Source organism: Cobetia sp. 2AS (assembly GCF_029846355.1).
Lineage (GTDB): Bacteria > Pseudomonadota > Gammaproteobacteria > Pseudomonadales > Halomonadaceae > Cobetia > Cobetia amphilecti.
Genome location: NZ_JARWKQ010000001.1, coordinates 71,273 through 91,107, shown reverse-complemented (window position 1 = coordinate 91,107; position 19,835 = coordinate 71,273). Strand labels below are relative to the sequence as shown.

Annotated in this window: 16 protein-coding genes and 2 tRNA genes; 11 read left to right on the top strand and 7 right to left on the bottom strand. The window is 64.2% G+C overall.

Going from position 1 to position 19,835, the window contains the following annotated elements:
• Positions 1–85 precede the first annotated feature (85 nt).
• The 5 genes from moeB to hemA form a co-directional block, all read right to left on the bottom strand.
• Entirely contained in the window at positions 86–838 is a 753-nt protein-coding gene (gene moeB / locus QD356_RS00405; RefSeq protein ID WP_192838328.1) for a molybdopterin-synthase adenylyltransferase MoeB, read from the bottom strand.
• Positions 839–910: 72 nt separating this feature from the next.
• Positions 911–1,411, bottom strand: coding sequence for an Lrp/AsnC ligand binding domain-containing protein (locus tag QD356_RS00400; RefSeq protein WP_043335877.1), 501 nt, complete (start codon positions 1,409–1,411; stop codon positions 911–913).
• Positions 1,412–1,712: 301 nt separating this feature from the next.
• Positions 1,713–2,561, bottom strand: coding sequence for a peptide chain release factor N(5)-glutamine methyltransferase (gene prmC, locus QD356_RS00395; protein WP_192838327.1), 849 nt, complete (start codon positions 2,559–2,561; stop codon positions 1,713–1,715).
• Position 2,562: 1 nt separating this feature from the next.
• Complete coding sequence (prfA, locus tag QD356_RS00390; protein ID WP_043335881.1) at positions 2,563–3,648, bottom strand: peptide chain release factor 1; 1,086 nt, start codon at positions 3,646–3,648, stop codon at positions 2,563–2,565.
• Positions 3,645–4,916, bottom strand: a complete 1,272-nt coding sequence (gene hemA / locus QD356_RS00385) for a glutamyl-tRNA reductase (protein ID WP_192838326.1) — start codon at positions 4,914–4,916, stop codon at positions 3,645–3,647. The genes prfA and hemA overlap by 4 nt, the downstream gene beginning before the upstream one ends.
• Before the next feature lie 502 nt (positions 4,917–5,418).
• On the opposite strand from hemA, the gene QD356_RS00380 reads away from it, so the two are divergent.
• The 8 genes from QD356_RS00380 to ychF all read left to right on the top strand — a co-directional run bounded on the left by QD356_RS00380 (position 5,419) and on the right by ychF (position 12,904).
• The gene (locus QD356_RS00380; RefSeq protein ID WP_192838325.1) at positions 5,419–7,281 is read left to right on the top strand and encodes a tetratricopeptide repeat protein; all 1,863 of its coding nucleotides are present in this window, start codon (positions 5,419–5,421) and stop codon (positions 7,279–7,281) included.
• A 122-nt stretch (positions 7,282–7,403) separates the two neighbouring features.
• Positions 7,404–8,048 (top strand): lipoprotein insertase outer membrane protein LolB, encoded by a 645-nt coding sequence (gene lolB, locus QD356_RS00375; RefSeq protein WP_192838324.1) that lies wholly within the window; start codon positions 7,404–7,406, stop codon positions 8,046–8,048.
• Positions 8,049–8,104: 56 nt separating this feature from the next.
• Complete coding sequence (ispE, locus tag QD356_RS00370; RefSeq protein WP_131431347.1) at positions 8,105–8,977, top strand: 4-(cytidine 5'-diphospho)-2-C-methyl-D-erythritol kinase; 873 nt, start codon at positions 8,105–8,107, stop codon at positions 8,975–8,977.
• A gap of 29 nt (positions 8,978–9,006) precedes the next feature.
• Positions 9,007–9,081 (top strand) — tRNA-Gln (locus tag QD356_RS00365).
• A gap of 72 nt (positions 9,082–9,153) precedes the next feature.
• A complete protein-coding gene (locus tag QD356_RS00360; RefSeq protein ID WP_172978614.1) occupies positions 9,154–10,095 on the top strand; it encodes a ribose-phosphate pyrophosphokinase in 942 nt (313 codons plus the stop codon).
• A 179-nt stretch (positions 10,096–10,274) separates the two neighbouring features.
• A complete protein-coding gene (locus QD356_RS00355; protein WP_192838323.1) occupies positions 10,275–10,910 on the top strand; it encodes a 50S ribosomal protein L25/general stress protein Ctc in 636 nt (211 codons plus the stop codon).
• Between the two features lie 29 nt (positions 10,911–10,939).
• Positions 10,940–11,524, top strand: coding sequence for an aminoacyl-tRNA hydrolase (gene pth / locus QD356_RS00350; protein WP_043335900.1), 585 nt, complete (start codon positions 10,940–10,942; stop codon positions 11,522–11,524).
• A 288-nt stretch (positions 11,525–11,812) separates the two neighbouring features.
• Positions 11,813–12,904: a redox-regulated ATPase YchF gene (ychF, locus tag QD356_RS00345; RefSeq protein WP_192838322.1), complete on the top strand. Its 1,092-nt coding sequence runs from the start codon at positions 11,813–11,815 to the stop codon at positions 12,902–12,904.
• 185 nt (positions 12,905–13,089) lie between these two features.
• Here the strand turns inward: ychF and QD356_RS00340 are convergent, their stop codons facing one another.
• Positions 13,090–14,040, bottom strand: coding sequence for a LysR substrate-binding domain-containing protein (locus QD356_RS00340; protein WP_192838321.1), 951 nt, complete (start codon positions 14,038–14,040; stop codon positions 13,090–13,092).
• A 182-nt stretch (positions 14,041–14,222) separates the two neighbouring features.
• Between QD356_RS00340 and QD356_RS00335 the strand changes: the two genes are divergently transcribed.
• Together QD356_RS00335 and QD356_RS00330 are read left to right on the top strand one after the other, a co-directional pair.
• Positions 14,223–15,557 (top strand): FAD-dependent oxidoreductase, encoded by a 1,335-nt coding sequence (locus QD356_RS00335; protein WP_192838320.1) that lies wholly within the window; start codon positions 14,223–14,225, stop codon positions 15,555–15,557.
• An 81-nt stretch (positions 15,558–15,638) separates the two neighbouring features.
• Positions 15,639–15,715: transfer RNA gene (locus QD356_RS00330), tRNA-Met, on the top strand.
• Between the two features lie 216 nt (positions 15,716–15,931).
• Here QD356_RS00330 and QD356_RS00325 read toward each other — a convergent pair.
• Complete coding sequence (locus QD356_RS00325) at positions 15,932–17,260, bottom strand: M18 family aminopeptidase (protein ID WP_192838319.1); 1,329 nt, start codon at positions 17,258–17,260, stop codon at positions 15,932–15,934.
• A gap of 293 nt (positions 17,261–17,553) precedes the next feature.
• Between QD356_RS00325 and QD356_RS00320 the strand changes: the two genes are divergently transcribed.
• Positions 17,554–19,662: a carboxy terminal-processing peptidase gene (locus QD356_RS00320; RefSeq protein ID WP_054555131.1), complete on the top strand. Its 2,109-nt coding sequence runs from the start codon at positions 17,554–17,556 to the stop codon at positions 19,660–19,662.
• Positions 19,663–19,835: the final 173 nt, after the last annotated feature.

The window sequence follows — 19,835 nt, the reverse complement described above, 5'->3', positions numbered from 1 at the left end:
TCACGCGGCATGCGACAAAAAAGCCCCGCCAGCCAGAAAGGCTGCGGGGCTTATTAGAGATATGCCGTCGATTTGACCGGCTACATCATGACGCTTGACCACACACCTGGCAGCCGGGGTCGCGCTTGAGGCCCATGCGCCGCCATTCACCGCTCAGGCCATCGAAGGTGGCCAGGCCGCGATGCACGCTGCCGGCACCGCTGATCAGCTTGAGCGCTTCCAGCGCCTGGAAGGCGCCGATGATGCCGACCAGCGGCGCGATGACCCCGCTCTCGGCACAGGTCAGCTCTTCATCGCCCAGCTCATCCGGCGGATACAGGCAGCCATAACACGGCGCCTGTGGCTCACGGCGATCGAACACCGCCAGCTGGCCGGAGAAGCGTATCGCGGCGCCGGACACCAGCGGGGTGCCCGCTGCCACGCAGGCGGCGTTGATCGGGAAGCGCGAGCTGAAGCGATCGGTGCAATCGAGCACCACGTCTGCGGCGGCCACCTGCTCGGACAGCGCCTCACCCTGCAGGCGCTCTGACAACGCGATCACCTCGGTATCGGGATTGATCGCCAACAGCGAGGCGGCGAGTGATTGCGCCTTGGGCTGATCGATGTCGGCGTCACCATGGGCGATCTGGCGCTGCAGATTGGAGAGCTCGACGTGGTCATCATCGGCCACCACCAGGGTGCCGATGCCCGCGGCTGCCAGATAGAGCGCTGCCGGGCAGCCCAGACCACCCGCCCCGATCACCAGAACCCGCGCCGCCAACAGGCGCTGCTGCCCGGCGATGTCGACCTGAGGGAGCAGGATCTGGCGCGAGTAGCGCAGCAATTGCGAATCTTGCATGGGAGAAAAGCCGCCTATCGGTAAATGAAGTGAGAAGCCATGAGCCCTGCCTGGCAACAGCAGGGCATGCCATTACTTGGCATCCAGCTCCTCGATATCGGGCACATGCAGCGAGAACTGCTCCTTGACCTCTTCCATCACCACATAACTCTTGGATTCCTTGACGCCGGGCAGCGTCAGCACCACATCGCCGAGCAGCTGACGATAGGCGGACATTTCCGGAATCCGGCACTTGAGGATGTAGTCGAACTGACCGGAGACCAGATGACATTCCTGGATCTGCGGCAGCTTGGAGACGGCGCGGCGGAACTCATCGAACACCGACGGCGACTGCGTCTCGAGACTGATCTCGACGAAGACCAACAGATTGGCCTTGAGCGCCTTGGGGTCGAGTACCGCCTTGTAACCGCGGATGACGCCGGCACGCTCGAGGCGCTTGACGCGCTCCAGGCACGGCGTGGTGGAAAGGCCGACTTCCGAGGCGAGGTCGACATAGGAGATACGGGCATTCTCTTGCAGGCAACGCAGAATCTTGAGGTCGATGCGGTCCAGAGAGCGTGATTTTGCTTTCATTGTAATAGTTTTCCCAGCAGGGTGACTTGCAGCAGGATCATCCGTGCTCCTGGCTTCCGTGCAGTCAGGCCGTCGGATAACAAGGGGGTTATCAGATGACCATGCCAATCATGCAGGTTCATTACTATCATACCCGGCCAACAGGGGATACGCCTTCACTGGCGGTACTGTGACGAGGATTCCACGCAGACTCCACTGAAAACGGTGGAATGCACTACAGGGGTGCCAAGCGCGAGGACGTCAGTGGGGACCACGCACGGGCGCCACTACACGGGCACCGCTAGACGGTGCCCGGCGAGCATCAGGCCAGCTTGCCCAGCGTGATGCGTTCGCGCCCGCCCAGGTCTTCCAGGGTCTCGACGTCGACGAAGCCGCCGGCACGCAGTGCCTCGCGCACTTCATTGCCCTGGGTGAGGCCATGCTCCAGCATCAGGTGGCCGCCTGCGGCCAGGTGCTGCGGCGCAGTGGCGATCAGATGCAGGAAGTCCGCCAGCCCTGCCTCGGCCGCGACCAGCGCCGAGCGCGGCTCGAAGCGCACATCGCCCAGCGCAAGATGTGGGTCATCATCGGCCAGATAAGGGGGGTTGGCGGTAATCAGCGCAAAGCCGCTCTCGGTGACGGCACTGAACCAGTCACTTTGGCGGAATTCGGCATTGGCGATCGCCAGACGCTCGGCATTGCCGCGGGCAAGCTGCACGGCTTCCTCGATGAGATCGACCCCCAGCACCTGCCACTGCGGGCGATGACGCGCAAAGGCCAGCGCGATGGCACCGGTGCCGGTGCCGAGATCCAGCAGCTTGCCGCTGGTGGCCTCGGCCAGTTCCAGCGCGCACTCCACCATCACCTCGGTGTCCGGGCGCGGAATCAGCGTGGCCGGCGAACAGGCCAGCGTCAGGCCATAGAACTCACGCCGCCCGAGCAGATGCGCCACGGGATGGCCCTCGGCGCGACGCGCCAGCAGCGCCTCGAAACGTGCCACGCCCTCGGCGCCCGCCTCGCTCTCGAGGTCACGATCGCCCCAGGTGTAGAACCAGGTGCGCTCTCGTCCCATTACCTCGCCCAGCAGCAGCTCGGCATCCAGACGCGGAGAATCGCTGCCCGCCTCGCTCAGACGGGCAGTCGCGGCTGCCAGGGTGACATCGATTCTCACCTTATTGCTCCTGCAGTGCAGTCAGCTGATCGGCCTGGTATTCCACCACCAGTGGCTCGATCACTTCGTCCAGCTGGCCGGCGATCACTTCATTGAGCTTGTAGAGCGTCAGGTTGATGCGGTGATCAGTCAGACGCCCCTGCGGGAAGTTGTAGGTACGGATACGCTCGGAGCGATCCCCCGAGCCGACCAGCTTGCGACGGGCATCGGAGGTGGCCTGTGCCTGGGTGTCCACGGCGGCCTGCTTGAGGCGCGCCGCCAGCAGTGACATGGCGCGCGCACGGTTCTTGTGCTGGCTGCGCTCGTCCTGACACTCCACCACCACGCCGGTGGGCAGGTGGGTAATGCGAATCGCGGAATCGGTAGTGTTGACGTGCTGACCACCGGCGCCGGAGCTGCGATAGGTGTCCACGCGCAGGTCGGCCGGATTGATGTCGACGTCACCGACTTCATCGGCCTCGGGCATCACTGCCACGGTGCAGGCCGAGGTATGGATACGCCCCTGGGATTCGGTGGCGGGCACACGCTGCACGCGGTGCGCGCCGGACTCGAACTTGAGGCGCGAGTAGACGCCCTCGCCCTTCACGCGGGCGATGACTTCCTTGAAGCCGCCGTGCTCGCCGTGGCTGGCGCTTACGGTCTCGACCTTCCAGCCCTTGAGCTCGGCGTAGCGCGAATACATCTTGAACAGGTCACCGGCGAACAGCGCAGCCTCGTCACCGCCCGTGCCGGCACGCACCTCGAGGAAGACGTTGGCACCATCATCCGGGTCACGCGGAATCAGCAGCTGGGTGATCTCGGCTTCCAGCGTCTCGAGCGCCGCATCGGTATCGCGGACTTCCTCACGCGCCATGTCGCGCATCTCGGGATCACTGTCCTCCGCCATCGCCAGCGCGGCGTCACGGTCTTCGTTCAGGCCGCGATGGCGGCGCCATGCCTCGATCAATGGCTCAAGCTCGGCATACTCCCGCGACAGGTCGCGGAACCTGGCCTGGTTCCCGATCACTTCGGGCTCCGACAACAGTGCGGAGATCTCCTCGAAGCGGTCATGGAAGGTGTCGAGCTTGGTGATGAGGCTGTCTTTCATGAAGGGTCCTGTGATGAATCAGCCGGCGCGAGCAGAAGCGTCTGGGCCGTCTGAAGAATATCCTGGCGATCGTCTCCCGAGGCCTGGCGCAGTGCCAGCGTCGGGTGATGCATGAAGCGATTGGCCAGCTGGCGTGCCAGCTGCGCGACCACTTCCTGGGGGTCGCGTCCCTGATCGAGCTCCGCCAGCGCCTGCGCCTCGCATTCGGCGCGCAGTTGCTCGCCATGGCTGCGGTAGCGCTTGATGACTTCGCCGCCACTGCGCACCCGCTTGAGGTGCAACCAGGCGTTGACGCCCTGGCGAATCAGCTCTTCTGCCTGGGCAGCGGCCAGCTCACGGTGGCGACGATTCTCGTCGATCACTTCCTGCAGATCATCGACCGTATAAAGGAAGACGTCGTCGAGGTCGCCGACCTGCGGCTCGATATCTCGCGGCACGGCGATGTCGACCATGAACACCGGCTTGTAGCGGCGCTTCTTGAGTGCGCGTTCCACCATGCCCTTGCCGAGAATCGGCAGTTGGGAAGCGGTGGAGGCTATCACGATATCGGCATTCTCGAGGGCATGCGGAATGCCTTCCAGGCCGATGGCGCTCCCGCCCAGCTCATCGGCCAGACGCTCGGCGCGCGATACGGTGCGGTTGGCGATGCACAGGTTGGCGATGCCCGCTTCCTTGAGATGGCGCGCGACGAGCTCGATGGTCTCGCCAGCACCGATCAACAGGGCATTGGCCCGCGAGAAGTCATCGAAGATGTGGCTGGCCATGCTGACGGCGGCGTAGGCCACCGAGACGGGGTTCTCGCCTATACCGGTCTCGGTACGTACCTGCTTGGCGACCTGGAAGATATGCTGGAAGAGCTGCTCGAGCTCACCGCCCAGCCCCACCGAGTTGCGCGCGAACTGATAGGCGTCCTTGAGCTGGCCCAGAATCTGCGGCTCGCCCAGCACCATCGAGTCCAGCCCCACCGCGACACGGATCAGATGGCGTACCGCCTCTTCTCCCAGATGCTGATAGCTGCAACGCGACAGCTCCTCCACCGGCAGGCGGTGAAAACGCCCCAGCCACTCGAGCACCGACTTGGCGCCATCGCTGGTCACGCAGTAGAGCTCGGTACGGTTGCAGGTCGACAGCACCGCCGCTTCGGAGACCGCCGGCAGGCGCTTCAATTCGCCCAGCGCGGCATCGAGCTGCGCGGGCGTGAAAGCAACGCGCTCGCGCACGTCAACGGCGGCGGTGCGGTGATTGATGCCAAGGGCAAGAAGGGTCATGGAGTCAGTCGTCAGGGTCTGGCCGGCAGGAATCGGCGTCAATGTCAGGCGGCTCTCGGTGCTGGCCTGCCGCGAGGCCAAGGCCAGGACAGCAGGTAATCCGCGCAGGCTCGGTGCCTTTACACCTGTCGACTCAATGGGGACAAAGGCGGCTGACATAAAGGCACACAGGGCTGCCGAAGCGGCTGAGATCGTAATATTAGCGCGCTCATTCTACCACAGCGTCTGGACCACGCGACCCCGCAGCACGTCGCAGCCGATGAGGATTTTCCATGATGCTGGCAGGCTATCGCTATCAGCCCGCGCGGCGTATCTGTCGGCATACGAGGCATCCGGTGGGTCATGCCACTTCCTCGCGTCGGCAACGCTATCCCCGCTCGCCGCCAGCCGTTATGCTGCGAGACACGACGCCTTCGTCAGCGCCACGCTGCGCGCATGACCCGGCCTGCGGCTCGACCGCCCCGTTCCCTCATCCTGCCCCCACTGACAAACGCGAGGTTGCATGCACGCTTCGACTGCCGCTGAACATAGCCCCCCGCACGCGCACACCACCCTTGATGCCCCCCGTCGCCCACGCGGCGGGTGGAAGTCCTGCGTCGTGGGCGGGTTGCTGCTGGGCATGACCGGCTGTCAGTCGATGAGCAACTCCGCGCCCCTGATGGCGCAGCCCGACCCGCTGGCCACGGCGCCGCCCATCCAGCAGGGCCTCGATGCCGACAGCCTCAATCAGCTGCTGAGCGCCGAACTCGCCGGACAGCGCGGGGACTACCCCCGCGCCGCCAATGGCTATCTGGCCGCCAGCCGTCACTTCGATGACCCGGAACTGGCGCGCCGCGCCGTGCTCGCGGCTCGTTTCGCCGACAACCCGGCCCTGCTGGAGCGCGCCGCCGAACGCTGGCAGCAACTCGACGAGTCCGCCAGCGAGCCCGGCATCATCCGCGCCCGCCTGGCGGTCGAGCGAGGCGACTGGCAGGCCGCACTCGAGCAGCGCCTGATGCTCACCGCCAGTGGCGGCAATGGCAATCTGGCGACCCTGGCCGAGCAGGCGATCGATGCCGGTGCCGAGCTTGAACCCCTGCTGGCGATGCTGGAGACGCATATCGCCCAGTATCCCGAGCAGCCGATGCCCGAGATTGCCGCGGCATTGTTCGAGGCTGCGCTGGGCGATGAGACAGCGGCGCGTGCACGCCTGGTGCGCCTGGAAAGTGCTCACGCCACACTGGCGGAGCTATGGCTGGCGCGCAGCGAGATCGAACGCAGTGCGGGGCGTCTCGAGGCGGCGCGGCGCGCGGTGGCCCGAGGCCTTGAGATCGCTCCCGATGACAGCCGCCTGATCCTGAGCGCCGCGCAGACCGAACTGGCCAGCGGCGATCTGGACGCGGCACGCGAACGCATCGACAGCCTCATCACCCGCCACCCCAACGCGCCACGCCTGCGCCTGGCGCTGGCCAGCCTCTATCTTGATGCCGATTCCCCCGAGGACGCCCATCGCCTGCTGCTGCCGCTGCTTGATGAAGACCCGGTGCCGGACGCCGCCTACGCCCTGCTGGGGCTGGCCGCCGAGTCCAGCGGCGACGTCGACAACGCCATCCTTTACTACCGTCAGGTGCCGGACGGCGAGCGCTACATTTCCAGCCGCGCCCGCGCCGCCCAGTTGCTGGTCGAACACGAGCGCACGGACGAGGCCCGTCAGTTCCTGGCCGTGGAACGCCTGCGCCATCCGCGTCATGCCATGACGCTGCTCAGCTTCGAGATCGACCTGCTCGACTCCCAGGAGGCGCATGCCGAAGCCGATGCCCTGCTCAGCAGCAGCATCACCACGCGCCGCAAGGCACTTGCGCAAGCCATCGCCGCCCAGGAGGCCGACACGCGCAACACGCTGGAAAGCGAGCTGGGCAGCCTGTTGTTCCTGCGCGGCATCCGCCGTCTGGAAGATGATCAGCTGGGCGGCATGGAAGAAGACCTGCGGGAAGTCATCGCGCTGGAACCCGACAACGCCAGCGCCTACAACGCGCTCGGCTACACCCTGCTGGTGGAGACGGACCGCCTCGAGGAAGCACTGGCCTTGATCGAGCGCGCCCATGCGCTGTCGCCCGACGACGCGGCCATTCTGGATAGCCTCGGTTGGGGCCGCTATCTGACCGACGACCTCGACAATGCGCTGGCACCACTGGAAGCCGCCTGGGCCCAGCAGCAGGATGCCGAGATCGGCGCCCATCTCATCGAGGTGCTATGGGCGCTGGGCCGCGAGGATGAAGCCCGTGGCCTGGCGGTAGAGCTGAGCGAGCGCTTCGAAGAAGCCAGCGAGCTCGAAGCCCTGTTCCAGCACATCCCCGAGCTGCGCCCGGTCGTCGACGCGCCCTGAAGGGCACTGCCACGCTACCCGGCACTTTCTGCCCACTGGCGAGTCCATTATCCTGACCCGTCAGTGAGTGGAGTCTCACTCACCGTCACTCATCTTCTCGCCATCCGGAAGGCCTTCGCGTCATGATCACTTCTCCCCTGTCACTCCCCCTGCTGGGCCAGGCACGCCGCCTGCTCGGGCCAGCCCTGCTGGCCATGACACTGGTACTCAGCGGCTGCGCCAGCCAGATGGCCAGCGACAATGCCGGTGATCTGACGCGCAGCGACGGTGACTGGCAGCAACAGGACGCGCAACTTGCCGCCCTGACCCACTGGCAGCTGGCAGGCAAGGTCGGCATTCGCACCCCCGAGGAAGGCCATAGCGCCAACCTCGACTGGCAGCAGGACGGCGATGACTACCACATGCTGATCACCGGCCCGCTGGGCGCGGGGCGCACGACTCTGGTGCGCGACGACGAAGGCGTGCGCCTCTCCTCCTCCGAGGGTGACTTCGAGGCCCCGGATGCCGAGAGCCTGATGCTGGCGCAACTGGGCTGGTCATTGCCGCTGGGTGCCCTCGACAACTGGGTGCGCGGCGTACCGGCCGCTGGCGAGCATGACATCGAGACAGATGAGCTGGGCTTCCCGACCATCCTCTACCAGGACGGCTGGGAAGTGGACTATCAGGATTGGACCCGCGCCGAAGGCCTGTGGCTGCCGCGCAAGATGAAGCTCTACTACGGCGACCTCACCGCCACGCTCATCGTCAACCAGTGGCAGGCGCTGTGATCGTGACACCTTCTCCTTCTTCCATGACGACCCCGACAGCCGCATCCGCATCGACCATGACTCTCACCCTGCCCGCTCCGGCCAAGCTCAACCGCATGCTGCATATCACGGGCCAGCGCGCCGATGGCTATCACGAGCTGCAGACGCTGTTCCAGTTCCTCGAGCACGGCGACAGCCTCAGCTTCACGCTGCGCGACGATGAGGCCATCCGCCTCTCACCGCCTATTGAAGGCGTGCCCGAAGAGGCCAACCTGATCGTGCGCGCCGCGCGCCTGCTGCGAGAAGCCGCACACGCGCAGGGCAAGGTCGCGTCACCCACCGCATTGCCCGGTGTCGATATCACGCTGGAGAAAGTGCTGCCGATGGGTGGCGGCCTGGGGGGCGGCAGCAGCGACGCCGCCACGACCCTGCTGGCGCTGGACAGACTCTGGGGGCTCGAGCTTGGCGAAGACGCCCTTGCCGAGCTCGGGCTGTCGCTTGGCGCGGATGTGCCGGTGTTCGTGCGCGGCTTCGCCGCCTGGGCCGAAGGCATCGGTGAACGCCTGGTGCCAGCCCCGCTGGACACCCCATGGTTCGTGGTGATCCACCCCGGTGTCGAGGTCGCGACACCGGCCGTGTTCGGCCACCCGCAATTGACACGTTCCAGCCTCGCGATTAGTATGGCGCGCGCACTGCAGGGGGGCCGCAACGACTGTGAAGTCGTGGTGCGCACTTTGTACCCGGCAGTCGCCGACGCCCTGGACTGGCTGGACCAGTTCGGCACCGCCAGACTGACGGGCACCGGCGCCTGTGTGTTCTGTGCGTTTGACGACGCACGACAGGCCAGCGAGGTGCTGGGTCGACTCGAACTCGAGCGCCCGATGTGGCACGCCTTCTCGGCACGCGGTTGCAATATCTCCCCTCTACATGCCGCTCTGGCTTCGGCCTGAGCACAGCAACTGGTTGAAGTGAACGTTGCTGGGGTATCGCCAAGTGGTAAGGCACCGGTTTCTGGTACCGACATTCCCAGGTTCGAATCCTGGTACCCCAGCCAATCCTGGCCGTTCCCGGTCAACCCGGAATTCTCCACTCCCGAGATCCCACAAGACTCCAAAGGTGGCTGCGCGTGTCAAAACTGATGGTATTCGCGGGGAATGCCAATCCCGCTCTCGCCCGCAAGGTAGCTGAAGCCCTCGATACCCGCCTGGGCCATGCAACCGTCGGTCAGTTCAGCGATGGCGAGATTGCGGTAGAAATCAACGAAAACGTTCGCGGCAAGGACGTCTTCATCATGCAGTCCACCTGCGCACCGACCAACGACAACCTGATGGAGCTGATCCTGATGGTGGACGCGTTGCGTCGTGCGTCTGCGGCGCGTATCACTGCGGTCGTTCCCTACTTCGGTTACGCCCGTCAGGACCGCCGCGTGCGCTCTGCTCGCGTGCCGATCTCGGCGAAGGTGGTCGCGGACATGATGGTCAAGGCTGGCGTCAATCGCGTCATGACCATGGACCTGCATGCCGATCAGATCCAGGGCTTCTTCGATGTGCCGGTGGACAACGTCTACGGCTCACCGATCCTGCTCGACGACATCGAACGTCAGAACTATGACAACCTGATCGTCGTCTCCCCGGATGTGGGCGGCGTGGTACGTGCCCGTGCCATCGCCAAGCAGCTCAACTGCGAGCTGGCCATCATCGACAAGCGTCGTCCCCAGGCCAACCAGGCCCAGGTGATGAACATCATCGGTGATATCAAGGACCGCACCTGCGTGCTGGTCGATGACATGATCGATACCGCCGGCACCCTGTGCAAGGCGGGCGAGGCACTCAAGGATCATGGCGCCAACCGCGTCGTGGCCTATGCGTCCCACGCGATCCTGTCCGGCCCGGCGGTCGACAACATCACCAACTCCGTCCTCGACGAAGTGGTAGTTGCCGACACCATCCCGCTGTCCGACGCCGCGCGTCGTTCCGGCAAGATCCGCCAGCTGACAGTCGCTGGCCTGATCGCCGAGGCGATCCGTCGCGTCAGCAATGAAGAATCCGTCAGCGCCATGTTCCACTGAGTCCTGTCGGCGGGCCCTGCTCGCCGCTGCTCGGGGAAGAGGCACTGACAACGGCAGATGATCCGTCATCTGCCGACAAGCGGCCGGCCCGGAAATCTCCGGGCCGGCCTCATGGATCCGGTAGCGCTCTGGTCGCGGGGGCTACCGGATTCTCATTAGACCCTTGAGGTATCTGCAAAATGAAACTGTTCAAACTGAATGCTGAAGTTCGTGAAGACCTGGGGAAAGGTGCGAGCCGCCGCCTGCGTCGTACGAACGACTTCGTGCCGGCCATCATCTACGGTGCCGACCAGGCTCCGACTCCGGTCATGATCGACAAGCCGAGCCTGTACAAGGCGGTTGACGATGAGGCGTTCTACTCCTCCATCATCACCCTGAATGTTGCAGGCAAGACCGAGAAAGTCGTCATCCGTGACCTGCAGCGTCACCCGTTCAAGCCGCTGCTGACTCACGTCGACTTCCTGCGCATCGATCCGAACCACAAACTGACCATGAACGTGCCGCTGCACATCACTGGTCAGGAAGCCTGTGTCGGTGTCAAGGACCAGGACGGCGTCCTGCACGTCCTGGCGACTGACGTCGAAATCAGCTGCCTGCCGGAAGCCCTGCCGGAATACCTGGAGCTGGACGTGTCCAAGCTGGAAGTTGGCCACACCCTGCACCTGTCCGACATCGCTCTGCCGGAAGGCGCCGAGTCCGTTGCCCTGTCCCACGGTGCCGATCACGACACCGCTGTGGTCAACGTCACTCGTCCGAACATCTCTGCTGACGCAGAAGATGCTGCTGAAGGCGAAGAAGCACCTGCTGCAGAATAACGCAGCCTGATCAAGGAGCCAGACAGCGCATGTCACGAGTGAAAGCGATCATCGGCCTCGGTAACCCGGGGAACGAATACGAAGACACCCGTCACAATGCCGGCGTCTGGCTCCTTGACGCTCTTGCGCGCCACGGTCACACCACGTTGCGTCCGGAACGCAAGTTCCATGGCCAATACGCGAAGGTCCACTTCGCCGGCCAGGATCTGCATTTGCTGTTCCCATCGACGTTCATGAATCGCAGCGGTCAGGCCGTGGCCGCATTGTGCAACTTCTACAAGCTCGCCCCGGATGAACTGCTCGTCGCCCACGATGAGCTGGACATCGACCCCGGCACCGCCCGCTACAAGCAGGGTGGCGGCCATGGCGGTCACAACGGGTTGCGCGACATCATCAGTGCACTGGGCAACGACAAGTCGTTCCATCGTGCCCGCATCGGCATCGGCCACCCCGGCAATGCCAAGCTGGTGACCAACTTCGTGCTCGGACGTCCCGGCAAGGCTGAACGCCAGGCCATCGACGACGCCATCGACGAAGTGGTGATGACCCTCCCCGACGCCATCAGTGGCGAATGGGCACGGGCCATGAATCGCCTGCATTCCTTCAAGAGCTGAACCTCTGCATCACCCCTCTCCGAATTTCGGTGATTCGCTCAGCGCATCACCTCGCTTGCGTGCGCGCGTCTCGCCACGCGATCAGCAACAAAAGGCATCATTTGTCGCGCGACATGCGCCCAATGGATGACCTCGGCGGCATGAGGCCTTACACTTCCCGCCTGTCTTCATTCCGTGCCTGCCCACTCGTTTCCCCGCATGCCCAGTGCCTGTGCACTCAGAGCCTGCTGGTCGAGACGACTGCCAGTGCCACGCCCCATTCGATACGTCACACCAGGATCTAGCGCCATGGGTTTCAATTGCGGCATCGTCGGCCTGCCGAACGTCGGCAAGTCCACTCTCTTCAATGCACTGACCAAGTCTGGCATTGACGCCGAGAACTTCCCCTTCTGCACCATCGAGCCGAACACCGGTATCGTGCCGATGCCTGACCCTCGCCTGAACGCGCTGGCCGAGATCGTCAAGCCGGAGAAGGTGATTCCGACCACCATGGAATTCGTCGATATCGCGGGTCTGGTCGCGGGCGCTTCCAAGGGCGAAGGTCTGGGCAACAAGTTCCTGGCCAACATCCGCGAGACCGACGCCATCGCGCACGTGGTGCGCTGCTTCGAGGATGACAACGTCATCCACGTCGCCAACCACGTCGACCCGGCCGCCGACATCGAGACCATCAACATCGAGCTGGCCCTGGCCGATCTCGACAGCGTCGAGCGCAGCATCCAGCGTCTGGCCCGCGTCGCCAAGGGCGGCGACAAGGAAGCCATCGCCACCAAGGCGGTATTGGAACGCATCCAGCCGCACCTGGCCGAAGGCCAGCCGCTGCGCAGCTTCGGCCTCAGCGATGACGACCTGAAGATCGTGCGCGGCTTCGGCTTCCTGACCCTCAAGCCGACCATGTACATCGCCAACGTCAGCGAGGAAGGCTTCGAGAACAATCCCTACCTCGATATCGTGCGCGGCATTGCCGCCAACGAAGGCGCCAGCGTCGTGCCGGTGTGCAACAAGATCGAAGCCGAGATCGCCGAGCTGGACGAGGAAGAGCGCGAGATGTTCCTCGACGAGCTGGGCATGGAAGAGCCGGGCCTGGACCGCGTCATCCGCGCCGGTTACGAGCTGCTGGGTCTGCAGACCTACTTCACCGCTGGCGTGAAGGAAGTGCGTGCCTGGACCGTCAAGATTGGCGCTACCGCACCGGAAGGCGCTGGTGTCATCCACACCGACTTCCAGAAAGGCTTCATCCGTGCCGAAGTCGTCTCCTATGACGACTTCATCGCCTACAGGGGCGAGCAAGGCGCCAAGGATGCCGGCAAGTGGCGTCTGGAAGGCAAGGACTACATCCTCAAGGATGGCGACGTGGTGCACTACCGCTTCAATGTCTGATGGCTCACCGGTGCCCGGCGACGCCCGGGCCCAGCTGACGCCCTGACAGCCTGTCCTGACAGAACGCCCCTGATCTCTCACGAGGTCAGGGGCGTTCTGCGTTGTGGCGCGGCAAACTGTACAAACAGGGACACAGATCAAGCCATGGAGGTCTTAACCAACGGAGGTCTCAACCAGCGAAAGACTCAGACCGCTGAGGGCTCTGCCAGCGGCACCTGCAGCCACTGCGCAGCCTGTCTGGCGAGCTGGTCCGCCAGCGACTGCGCCAGCCGCGAACGCCCCGCCTCGCGTCGCCACACGGCACTCAGCACCAGCTCACCCGCCTGAGGCAGCTGACGAGCGCTCAAGCCGCGCTCCGTAGTGGCGGCATGCGCCGTGAGCGCATCGACCACCGCCAACCCCTCCCCCGCCTGAACCAGCGCCGCCGCCAGTGGATAGGTCTGCACACGCGTCACGATGCGCGGTGAAGATGGCAAAGCGCCTGAAGCTTCCTGCGCCACGCTCGCCAGCAGACCATCGAGTCGCCGCGCCAGCGGGTCGTGCGCTCCCAGCGCGATCAGGCGCTGACCGGCAAGCTCCGCCACCGTCATCGGCGCCTGCTGACAGTCCTGTGCCCAATACCCTGCGGGCGCGAGCACCAGTAGCGGCATGCGCACCAACGGTCGCGTCATCAGCGCAGGATGCGTCGGCGCACTCAGCGTGAAGGCGATATCCACCTCATGCAGCAACAGGGCATCGACGATCTCGCGGGTATGCTGGGTCGCCAGCTCACAGCTGACTCGCGGCTGACGCCGGCGCCACTGACCCAGCGCCTGCGGCAGCAATTGCTGGGCGATGGCAGGCGTCGCCACCACCTTGAGCGTGCGTGCCTCGCCCTCACGCAAGCCATCGACCAGCCGTCTCACATCATCCAGCTGACCGAGCATTCCCTGACTGGCCGCTTCCAGCTTGCGCGCCTCCTCGGTGGGATGAAGCTGCCCTGCACTGCGCGTGAATAGCGTGATGCCCCACTGGCGCTCGACCTGCTGCAGCGCCTTGCTCGCCGCCGGCTGAGAGATATGCAGCAACCGCGCCGCGCCGGTCACGCTACCGGCCTGCAGGACGGCGTGAAAGATCTCCAGGTCCCTGAGCCGCATGCGCTATCTCCCTGTCCGGTTGTCTAGAAGGCTAACTTGAGGGCGCACTTGAGCGCCTGCGCATCAGGTTACCCCATAACCTCGAGTTATGGCGTGGCACAACCTTTTCATTCGCCACTTACGCAAGCGACCGGCAAGCTCGAGCACAACACGACACGACCTTCACGACCCGGGAGCCCAGCATGCAACGCCACGTGACCCTCATCGGAGGCGGCGTGATCGGCCTCGCCAGTGCCCACGCCCTGGTACGCGTCGGCCACTGCGTGACCCTGATCGACGCCCATGCCGAGGTCGCCAGCGAGACCAGCCACGCCAACGGCGGCCAGCTGAGCTATCGCTATGTGGCGCCACTGGCCGATAGCGGCGTGCCCCGCCAGGCCATCAAGTGGTTGCTGGCAGGCAATGAGGCACCGCTGAAACTGCGCCCGAACCTGGACCCCGCACAATGGCGCTGGATGGCCCGCTTTGTGGCCGCCTGCAATCACCGCACCCATCAGGCCAGCGCAGCGCAGATGCTCTCGCTGGCACTGCACAGCCAGGCGATCATGAGCGAGTGGCGCACTCGAGATGCGCTCGGCGACTTCGCCTGGCAGCAGCGCGGCAAGCTGGTGATCCATCGTGACCCGGTGGCGCTCGACAAGGCGGCCGCCGCGCGCGTCGCCCCGCAGGACCAGCAGGTGCTCGATGCGCGCCAATGCATCGCGCTGGAGCCCTCACTGGCCCATCAGCAAGCCCATCTGTCGGGCGGCATCTTCAGCGCCTCGGACGAGACGGCGGATTGCCATGCCTTCTGTCAGGCGCTGGAGCGCAAGCTGCAGGCCTCCGGGCGCTACACGCGCATCGCCAACACGCGCGTCGCCCCGCTGAGCGCACGCAACGGGCGCATCGCGCAGCTCGAGCTCAGACACCTTGATGGCCGCCGAGAACACCATGCCGTCGAAGAGATCGTCATCGCGGCCGGCAATCATGCCGCCGAGCTGGTGCGCCCCCTGGGCATCCACCTGCCCCTGCAGCCGCTCAAGGGCTATAGCCTCACCTTGGCGCTGACAGCTGACACCCCGGAGACGGCCGCACCGCGCATCAGCGTCACCGACTCGGCACGCAAGGTGGTCTATGCCGACCTGGAGTCGTCGGCATCACGCCAGCTGCGCGTCGCGGCGATGGTGGATATCGGCCAGCGGGAACGCGACAGCTTTCACCCCGAACTGGATGAGCAGCGAATTGCCGCGCTGCGCAAGCTGGCCAGCGCCACCTTCCCCGCAGCCGGCAATTTCGCGCAGGCCACTCCCTGGGCCGGACTGCGCCCCAGTACGCCCAAAGGGCCGCCGATCCTCGGCCGCCCCCGGCAAGCGAACAGCCCGGACAATCTGTGGCTGAACGTCGGCCATGGCAGTCTGGGTTTCACGCTGGCCTGCGCCAGTGGCGACCTCATCGCACGCGCCATCTCGCGAGAGGCTCTCCCCTGCTCTCTCTCCGACAGCCTACCTGATGCCCTCGCTGCGCGGCCGGGACGCTAGCCTGATGAATTCCCTGCCACTTTTTCGCGCTGATGCGTTGACAACATCGCGGACAATCCGTAATATTCGCCTCCGTTGGACGGCTACATAGCTCAGCTGGTTAGAGCACATCACTCATAATGATGGGGTCCCCTGTTCAAATCAGGGTGTAGCCACCAACCAAGATTCGAAAGGCCTGACTGCTTGCAGTCAGGCCTTTTTCGTTGTGCGCGATCCATACGCAAGACTCGCGCATCCGGCGTCCTGCGCCGTAGTCCTCGAGCCAGATCACAGGCATCAAAAAGGGCGACCCGCAGGCCGCCCTTTTTCCAGGCTCGTCTTTTTACGATATTACGCTACGCGCCCGCTCTCTCAGCACAATCCGGCTCGACTACTCAGTCCAGCTGCTCGCGATTGCAGAAGGCTACCAGCACCTTGATCAGCATGACGACATCGGCACTGCCGGATGTCTCACGAATCGAGTGCATGCCCCACTGCGGCAGCCCCACATCCAGAGTCGGCACCCCCACCTCACTGGCGGTGATCGGCCCGATGGTGCTGCCACAGCCCATGTCGGCACGGCTGACGAAGGTCTGCACCGGCACACCCTGCTCGCGACACATCTCGCGGAACAGCCCAGCCGTGGTGCTGTTGGTGGCGTAACGCTGATTGGCATTGACCTTGATGACCGGCCCGGCATTCAACTTCGGCCCATGCCCCGCATCATGCTTGTCCGCGAAATTGGGGTGCACGGCGTGGGCATTATCGCAAGAAATCATCAAGGAGCGCTGCACGAGGCACTGATAGCCTTCTTCGCTGTCCAAGCCGACGTAGTGATTGATGCGCTTGAGCACATCGGCCAGGAAGGGCCCCTGGGCACCACAGGCGCTGGCACTGCCGACTTCTTCATGATCGGTGGTGACGAACAGCGCCCCCTGACTGCCATCGGCCTCCAGCAGTGCCTCGAGACCGACGAAACAGGACAGCAGATTGTCGAGGCGCGCACTGGTGATCAACTCACCTTTCAGCCCCGACTGCGCCGCCGGCTGCAGATCATGCAAGCCCAGCTCGAAGTCGACGACATCCGCGACCCGCACGCCGCGCTGCTCCTCGATCAGCTCGATCAACAGCGCATTGAAGGCCTCCGCGGGTGTCCCGGCCTCTTCCCCCAGCTGCATGACCACGGCTGACATCTGGGTCTGGGCATTGATGGCACGCCCGCTGTTGACGTCACGATCCAGATGGATCGCCAGGCTCGGCACGCAGGCAAACGGACGCATGACCGTCAGCAGCAGCGTCTCGCGACGACCGTCCGCATGCCGCACCTGGACACGGCCCGCAAGCCCCAGATCGCGATCGAACCAGGTGCTCAGCAACACGCCGCCATAGGTCTCGACGCCCAGCGTCAACCAGCCCTGACTGGCCTGTGCCGGATTGGGCTTCAGGCGCAGACAGGGCGAATCGGTGTGCGCACCGATCATCCGAAGTGAGCTCAGCGACGTATCACCCTTCGGGAGCTGAAAGGCGATCAACGAGGAATCATTGCGCGTGACATAGGCGCGCTCACCGGGCGCCAGCTGCCAGGAAGACGTCTCGCTGAGGCGACGATAGCCCGCCTGTTCAAGACGCTGCGCCATGGAAGCTGTCGCATGCCACGGCGTGGGAGAAGAAGACAGGAAGTCGAGCAGTGCGGGAACGCGGGAATCCGCAATCGCATGAGTCATGATGGCGTCTGGTCCTCGAAGATATATGCAAGGCACTGTATAAGAAGAAACATGATGGGGAAAACCTGTGACGACCCTTCGATGACATGACTGCCATCCAGTCACCATTCAGCGGGGCGTCGAGAAGCGCGGCATGCCAGCCAAAGCCCTGCGCTGACAGAGTTTTCACAACCCCAACGCACCAACGCCAGACAACTGTGTATGGTGCGTGAGACTGCTACAATGCCCGCTCGACCCCCTGCGGGGAGGTCGTTCAGGGAGCAGAGTGTACATGAATCGGGAGTGCTTCATTGATGAGCCTGTTCGCAAACGTCCGGCGCACGGCATTCGTTGCCCTGTGTCTTGCCATGGCCGGCCCTGCCAGTGCCGCGGTCACCCCTACTGACGCCGATGCACAGGCTGCTCGCGAAGTTGCCGAGTCTTTGCGCTATGGGCATTACGAAGATGTGACCCTGGATGACCACTGGGCCAACCGCGCCTTTACGCAATACCTCAAGACTCTCGACCCCCAGAAAGCCTATCTGCTGGATGCGGACATCAGCGAGTTCAGCGACCTGCGTCACGATTTCGACGACGCCATGGTCGATGGTGATCTCGAGCGTATCTATGGCCTCTACGAGCGCTATCAGCAACGCCTCACCGCACGCCTCACCTGGCTGGTGAAGACGCTGGACGCCAAGCCGAGCTTCGATTTCGACAAGGATGATCGCCTGGCGCTGGACCGCAAGGACAGCCCGTGGGCCGATAGCGAGCAGGAGCTCGACGAGCTGTGGCGCAAGCGCCTCAAGAATGCCTGGCTATCGATGTCGCTGTCCGACAAGAGCGATGACGAGATCGCCAAGACGCTCAGCGAGCGTTATTCCAACCAGCTCAAGCGCATCAAGCAGACTAACGATGAAGATATCCTGACGCTGGTGATGCATGCCGTGACCGGCAGCATCGACCCGCACAGTGAATACTTCTCGCCGCGCCAGGGCGAATCCTTCGATATCCAGATGAAGCTGTCGCTGGATGGCATCGGCGCCCTGCTGCAATCCGAAGGCGAATACGTCAAGGTCTCGAGCCTCGTGCCCGGCGGCCCTGCCGAGAAGGATGGCGAGCTCAAGCCGGCTGATCGCATCGTGGCCGTCGGCCAGGGTCAGGGCGACAGCGAGTGGACCAACGTGGTCGGCATGCGCCTGGATGACGTCGTGGATCTGATCCGCGGCCCGAAGGGCTCCGTCGTGCGCCTGGAAGTGATTCCGGCCCAGTCGCTGGATGTCACCAAGACACGTGAACTGGATATCACCCGCGACACCGTCAAGCTCGAGGACCAGGCCGCCAATGCCAAGGTCATCGACGTCAAGCGCGATGACGGCGTCCACAGGATCGGCGTCATCCATGTGCCCGCCTTCTATGTCGATTTCGATGCCTGGCAGGCCGGTGAAGACGACTACCGCAGCACCACCCGCGACGTGGCGCGCCTGATCGATGAACTGAAGGCCAAGCAGGTGGAAGGCATCATTCTCGATCTGCGCAACAACGGCGGTGGTGCCCTGCAGGAAGCCAATTCGATGATCGGCCTGTTCATCGATCGCGGCCCCACCGTGCAGGTGCGTGATGCACGCGGCCGTATCAGCCTCTACGGCGATACCGACGCCGGCACCCACTATGACGGCCCGCTGACCGTGCTGGTCAACCGCCTCTCGGCCTCGGCATCCGAAATCTTCGCCGGTGCGATCCAGGACTACGGCCGCGGCCCGATTCTCGGCAGCCAGACCTTCGGCAAGGGCACGGTGCAGACCATCTCCTCGCTGAGCGAAGGCGAGATCAAGCTGACCCGCGCCAAGTTCTATCGCATCTCCGGCGACTCGACCCAGAACAAGGGCGTGAAGCCGGACATCGCCTTCCCCAGCGTCATCGACCCGCAGGAGATCGGCGAATCCAGCCTCGACTATGCGCTGCCCTGGGATCAGGTACGCCCGGTGAAGTATCGCCGCTACGGTGATCCGGCACGCTATCTGGCCGCATTGCGCGCCCGCCACCAGAGCCGCGTCGAACAGGACCCCAACTTCAGCTACCTGAAGAGCGAAGTCGCGCTGTCAAAGGCACTGCGCGCGCAGCAGACCAGCATCAGCCTCAATCGTGAGCAGCGCAAACGCGAGATGGATGCCCAGGAAGCCGAGCAGCTGGCACTGGAAAACAAGCGCCGTCGTGCCCTCAACCTCGAGCCACTGACAAGCTTTGCCGAACTCGATGCCGCCAGCGACCACATCTCTTCCCCCGAGAGTGATCCCGAGCAGGAAGCCGATATCGAAGAAGGCAGCAGCGACAAGGAAGCCAAGGACCCGATCGATCAGGCTCAGCTTCAGGAAAGTGCCGAGATCCTGCTCGACTACGCCCACCTCACCGGTGATCGCTAGACTCTCGTGACTCGCACCATGACCCGCGTCTGACGAAGCTGGTCGACCGCCAAGGCCCCTACCCTCATGCAACACCGAGCGCAGGGGCTTTTTCATGCCACAAAGAAAGCCAAGGCATGCGCAGCATCAAGGCCGCGCGAGGCAGCAACGCACACGCATCAACACATACGAAG

Coding starts and splice junctions, on each gene's coding strand:
- QD356_RS00340 (WP_192838321.1), bottom strand. CDS start 14,040: ATGCGGCTCAGGGACCTGGAGATCTTTCACGCCGTCCTGCAGGCCGGT.
- prfA (WP_043335881.1), bottom strand. CDS start 3,648: ATGAAAGACAGCCTCATCACCAAGCTCGACACCTTCCATGACCGCTTC.
- QD356_RS00325 (WP_192838319.1), bottom strand. CDS start 17,260: ATGACTCATGCGATTGCGGATTCCCGCGTTCCCGCACTGCTCGACTTC.
- hemA (WP_192838326.1), bottom strand. CDS start 4,916: ATGACCCTTCTTGCCCTTGGCATCAATCACCGCACCGCCGCCGTTGAC.
- QD356_RS00320 (WP_054555131.1), top strand. CDS start 17,554: ATGAGCCTGTTCGCAAACGTCCGGCGCACGGCATTCGTTGCCCTGTGT.
- QD356_RS00335 (WP_192838320.1), top strand. CDS start 14,223: ATGCAACGCCACGTGACCCTCATCGGAGGCGGCGTGATCGGCCTCGCC.
- pth (WP_043335900.1), top strand. CDS start 10,940: ATGTCACGAGTGAAAGCGATCATCGGCCTCGGTAACCCGGGGAACGAA.
- moeB (WP_192838328.1), bottom strand. CDS start 838: ATGCAAGATTCGCAATTGCTGCGCTACTCGCGCCAGATCCTGCTCCCT.
- QD356_RS00380 (WP_192838325.1), top strand. CDS start 5,419: ATGCACGCTTCGACTGCCGCTGAACATAGCCCCCCGCACGCGCACACC.
- QD356_RS00355 (WP_192838323.1), top strand. CDS start 10,275: ATGAAACTGTTCAAACTGAATGCTGAAGTTCGTGAAGACCTGGGGAAA.
- ispE (WP_131431347.1), top strand. CDS start 8,105: ATGACTCTCACCCTGCCCGCTCCGGCCAAGCTCAACCGCATGCTGCAT.
- ychF (WP_192838322.1), top strand. CDS start 11,813: ATGGGTTTCAATTGCGGCATCGTCGGCCTGCCGAACGTCGGCAAGTCC.
- lolB (WP_192838324.1), top strand. CDS start 7,404: ATGATCACTTCTCCCCTGTCACTCCCCCTGCTGGGCCAGGCACGCCGC.
- QD356_RS00400 (WP_043335877.1), bottom strand. CDS start 1,411: ATGAAAGCAAAATCACGCTCTCTGGACCGCATCGACCTCAAGATTCTG.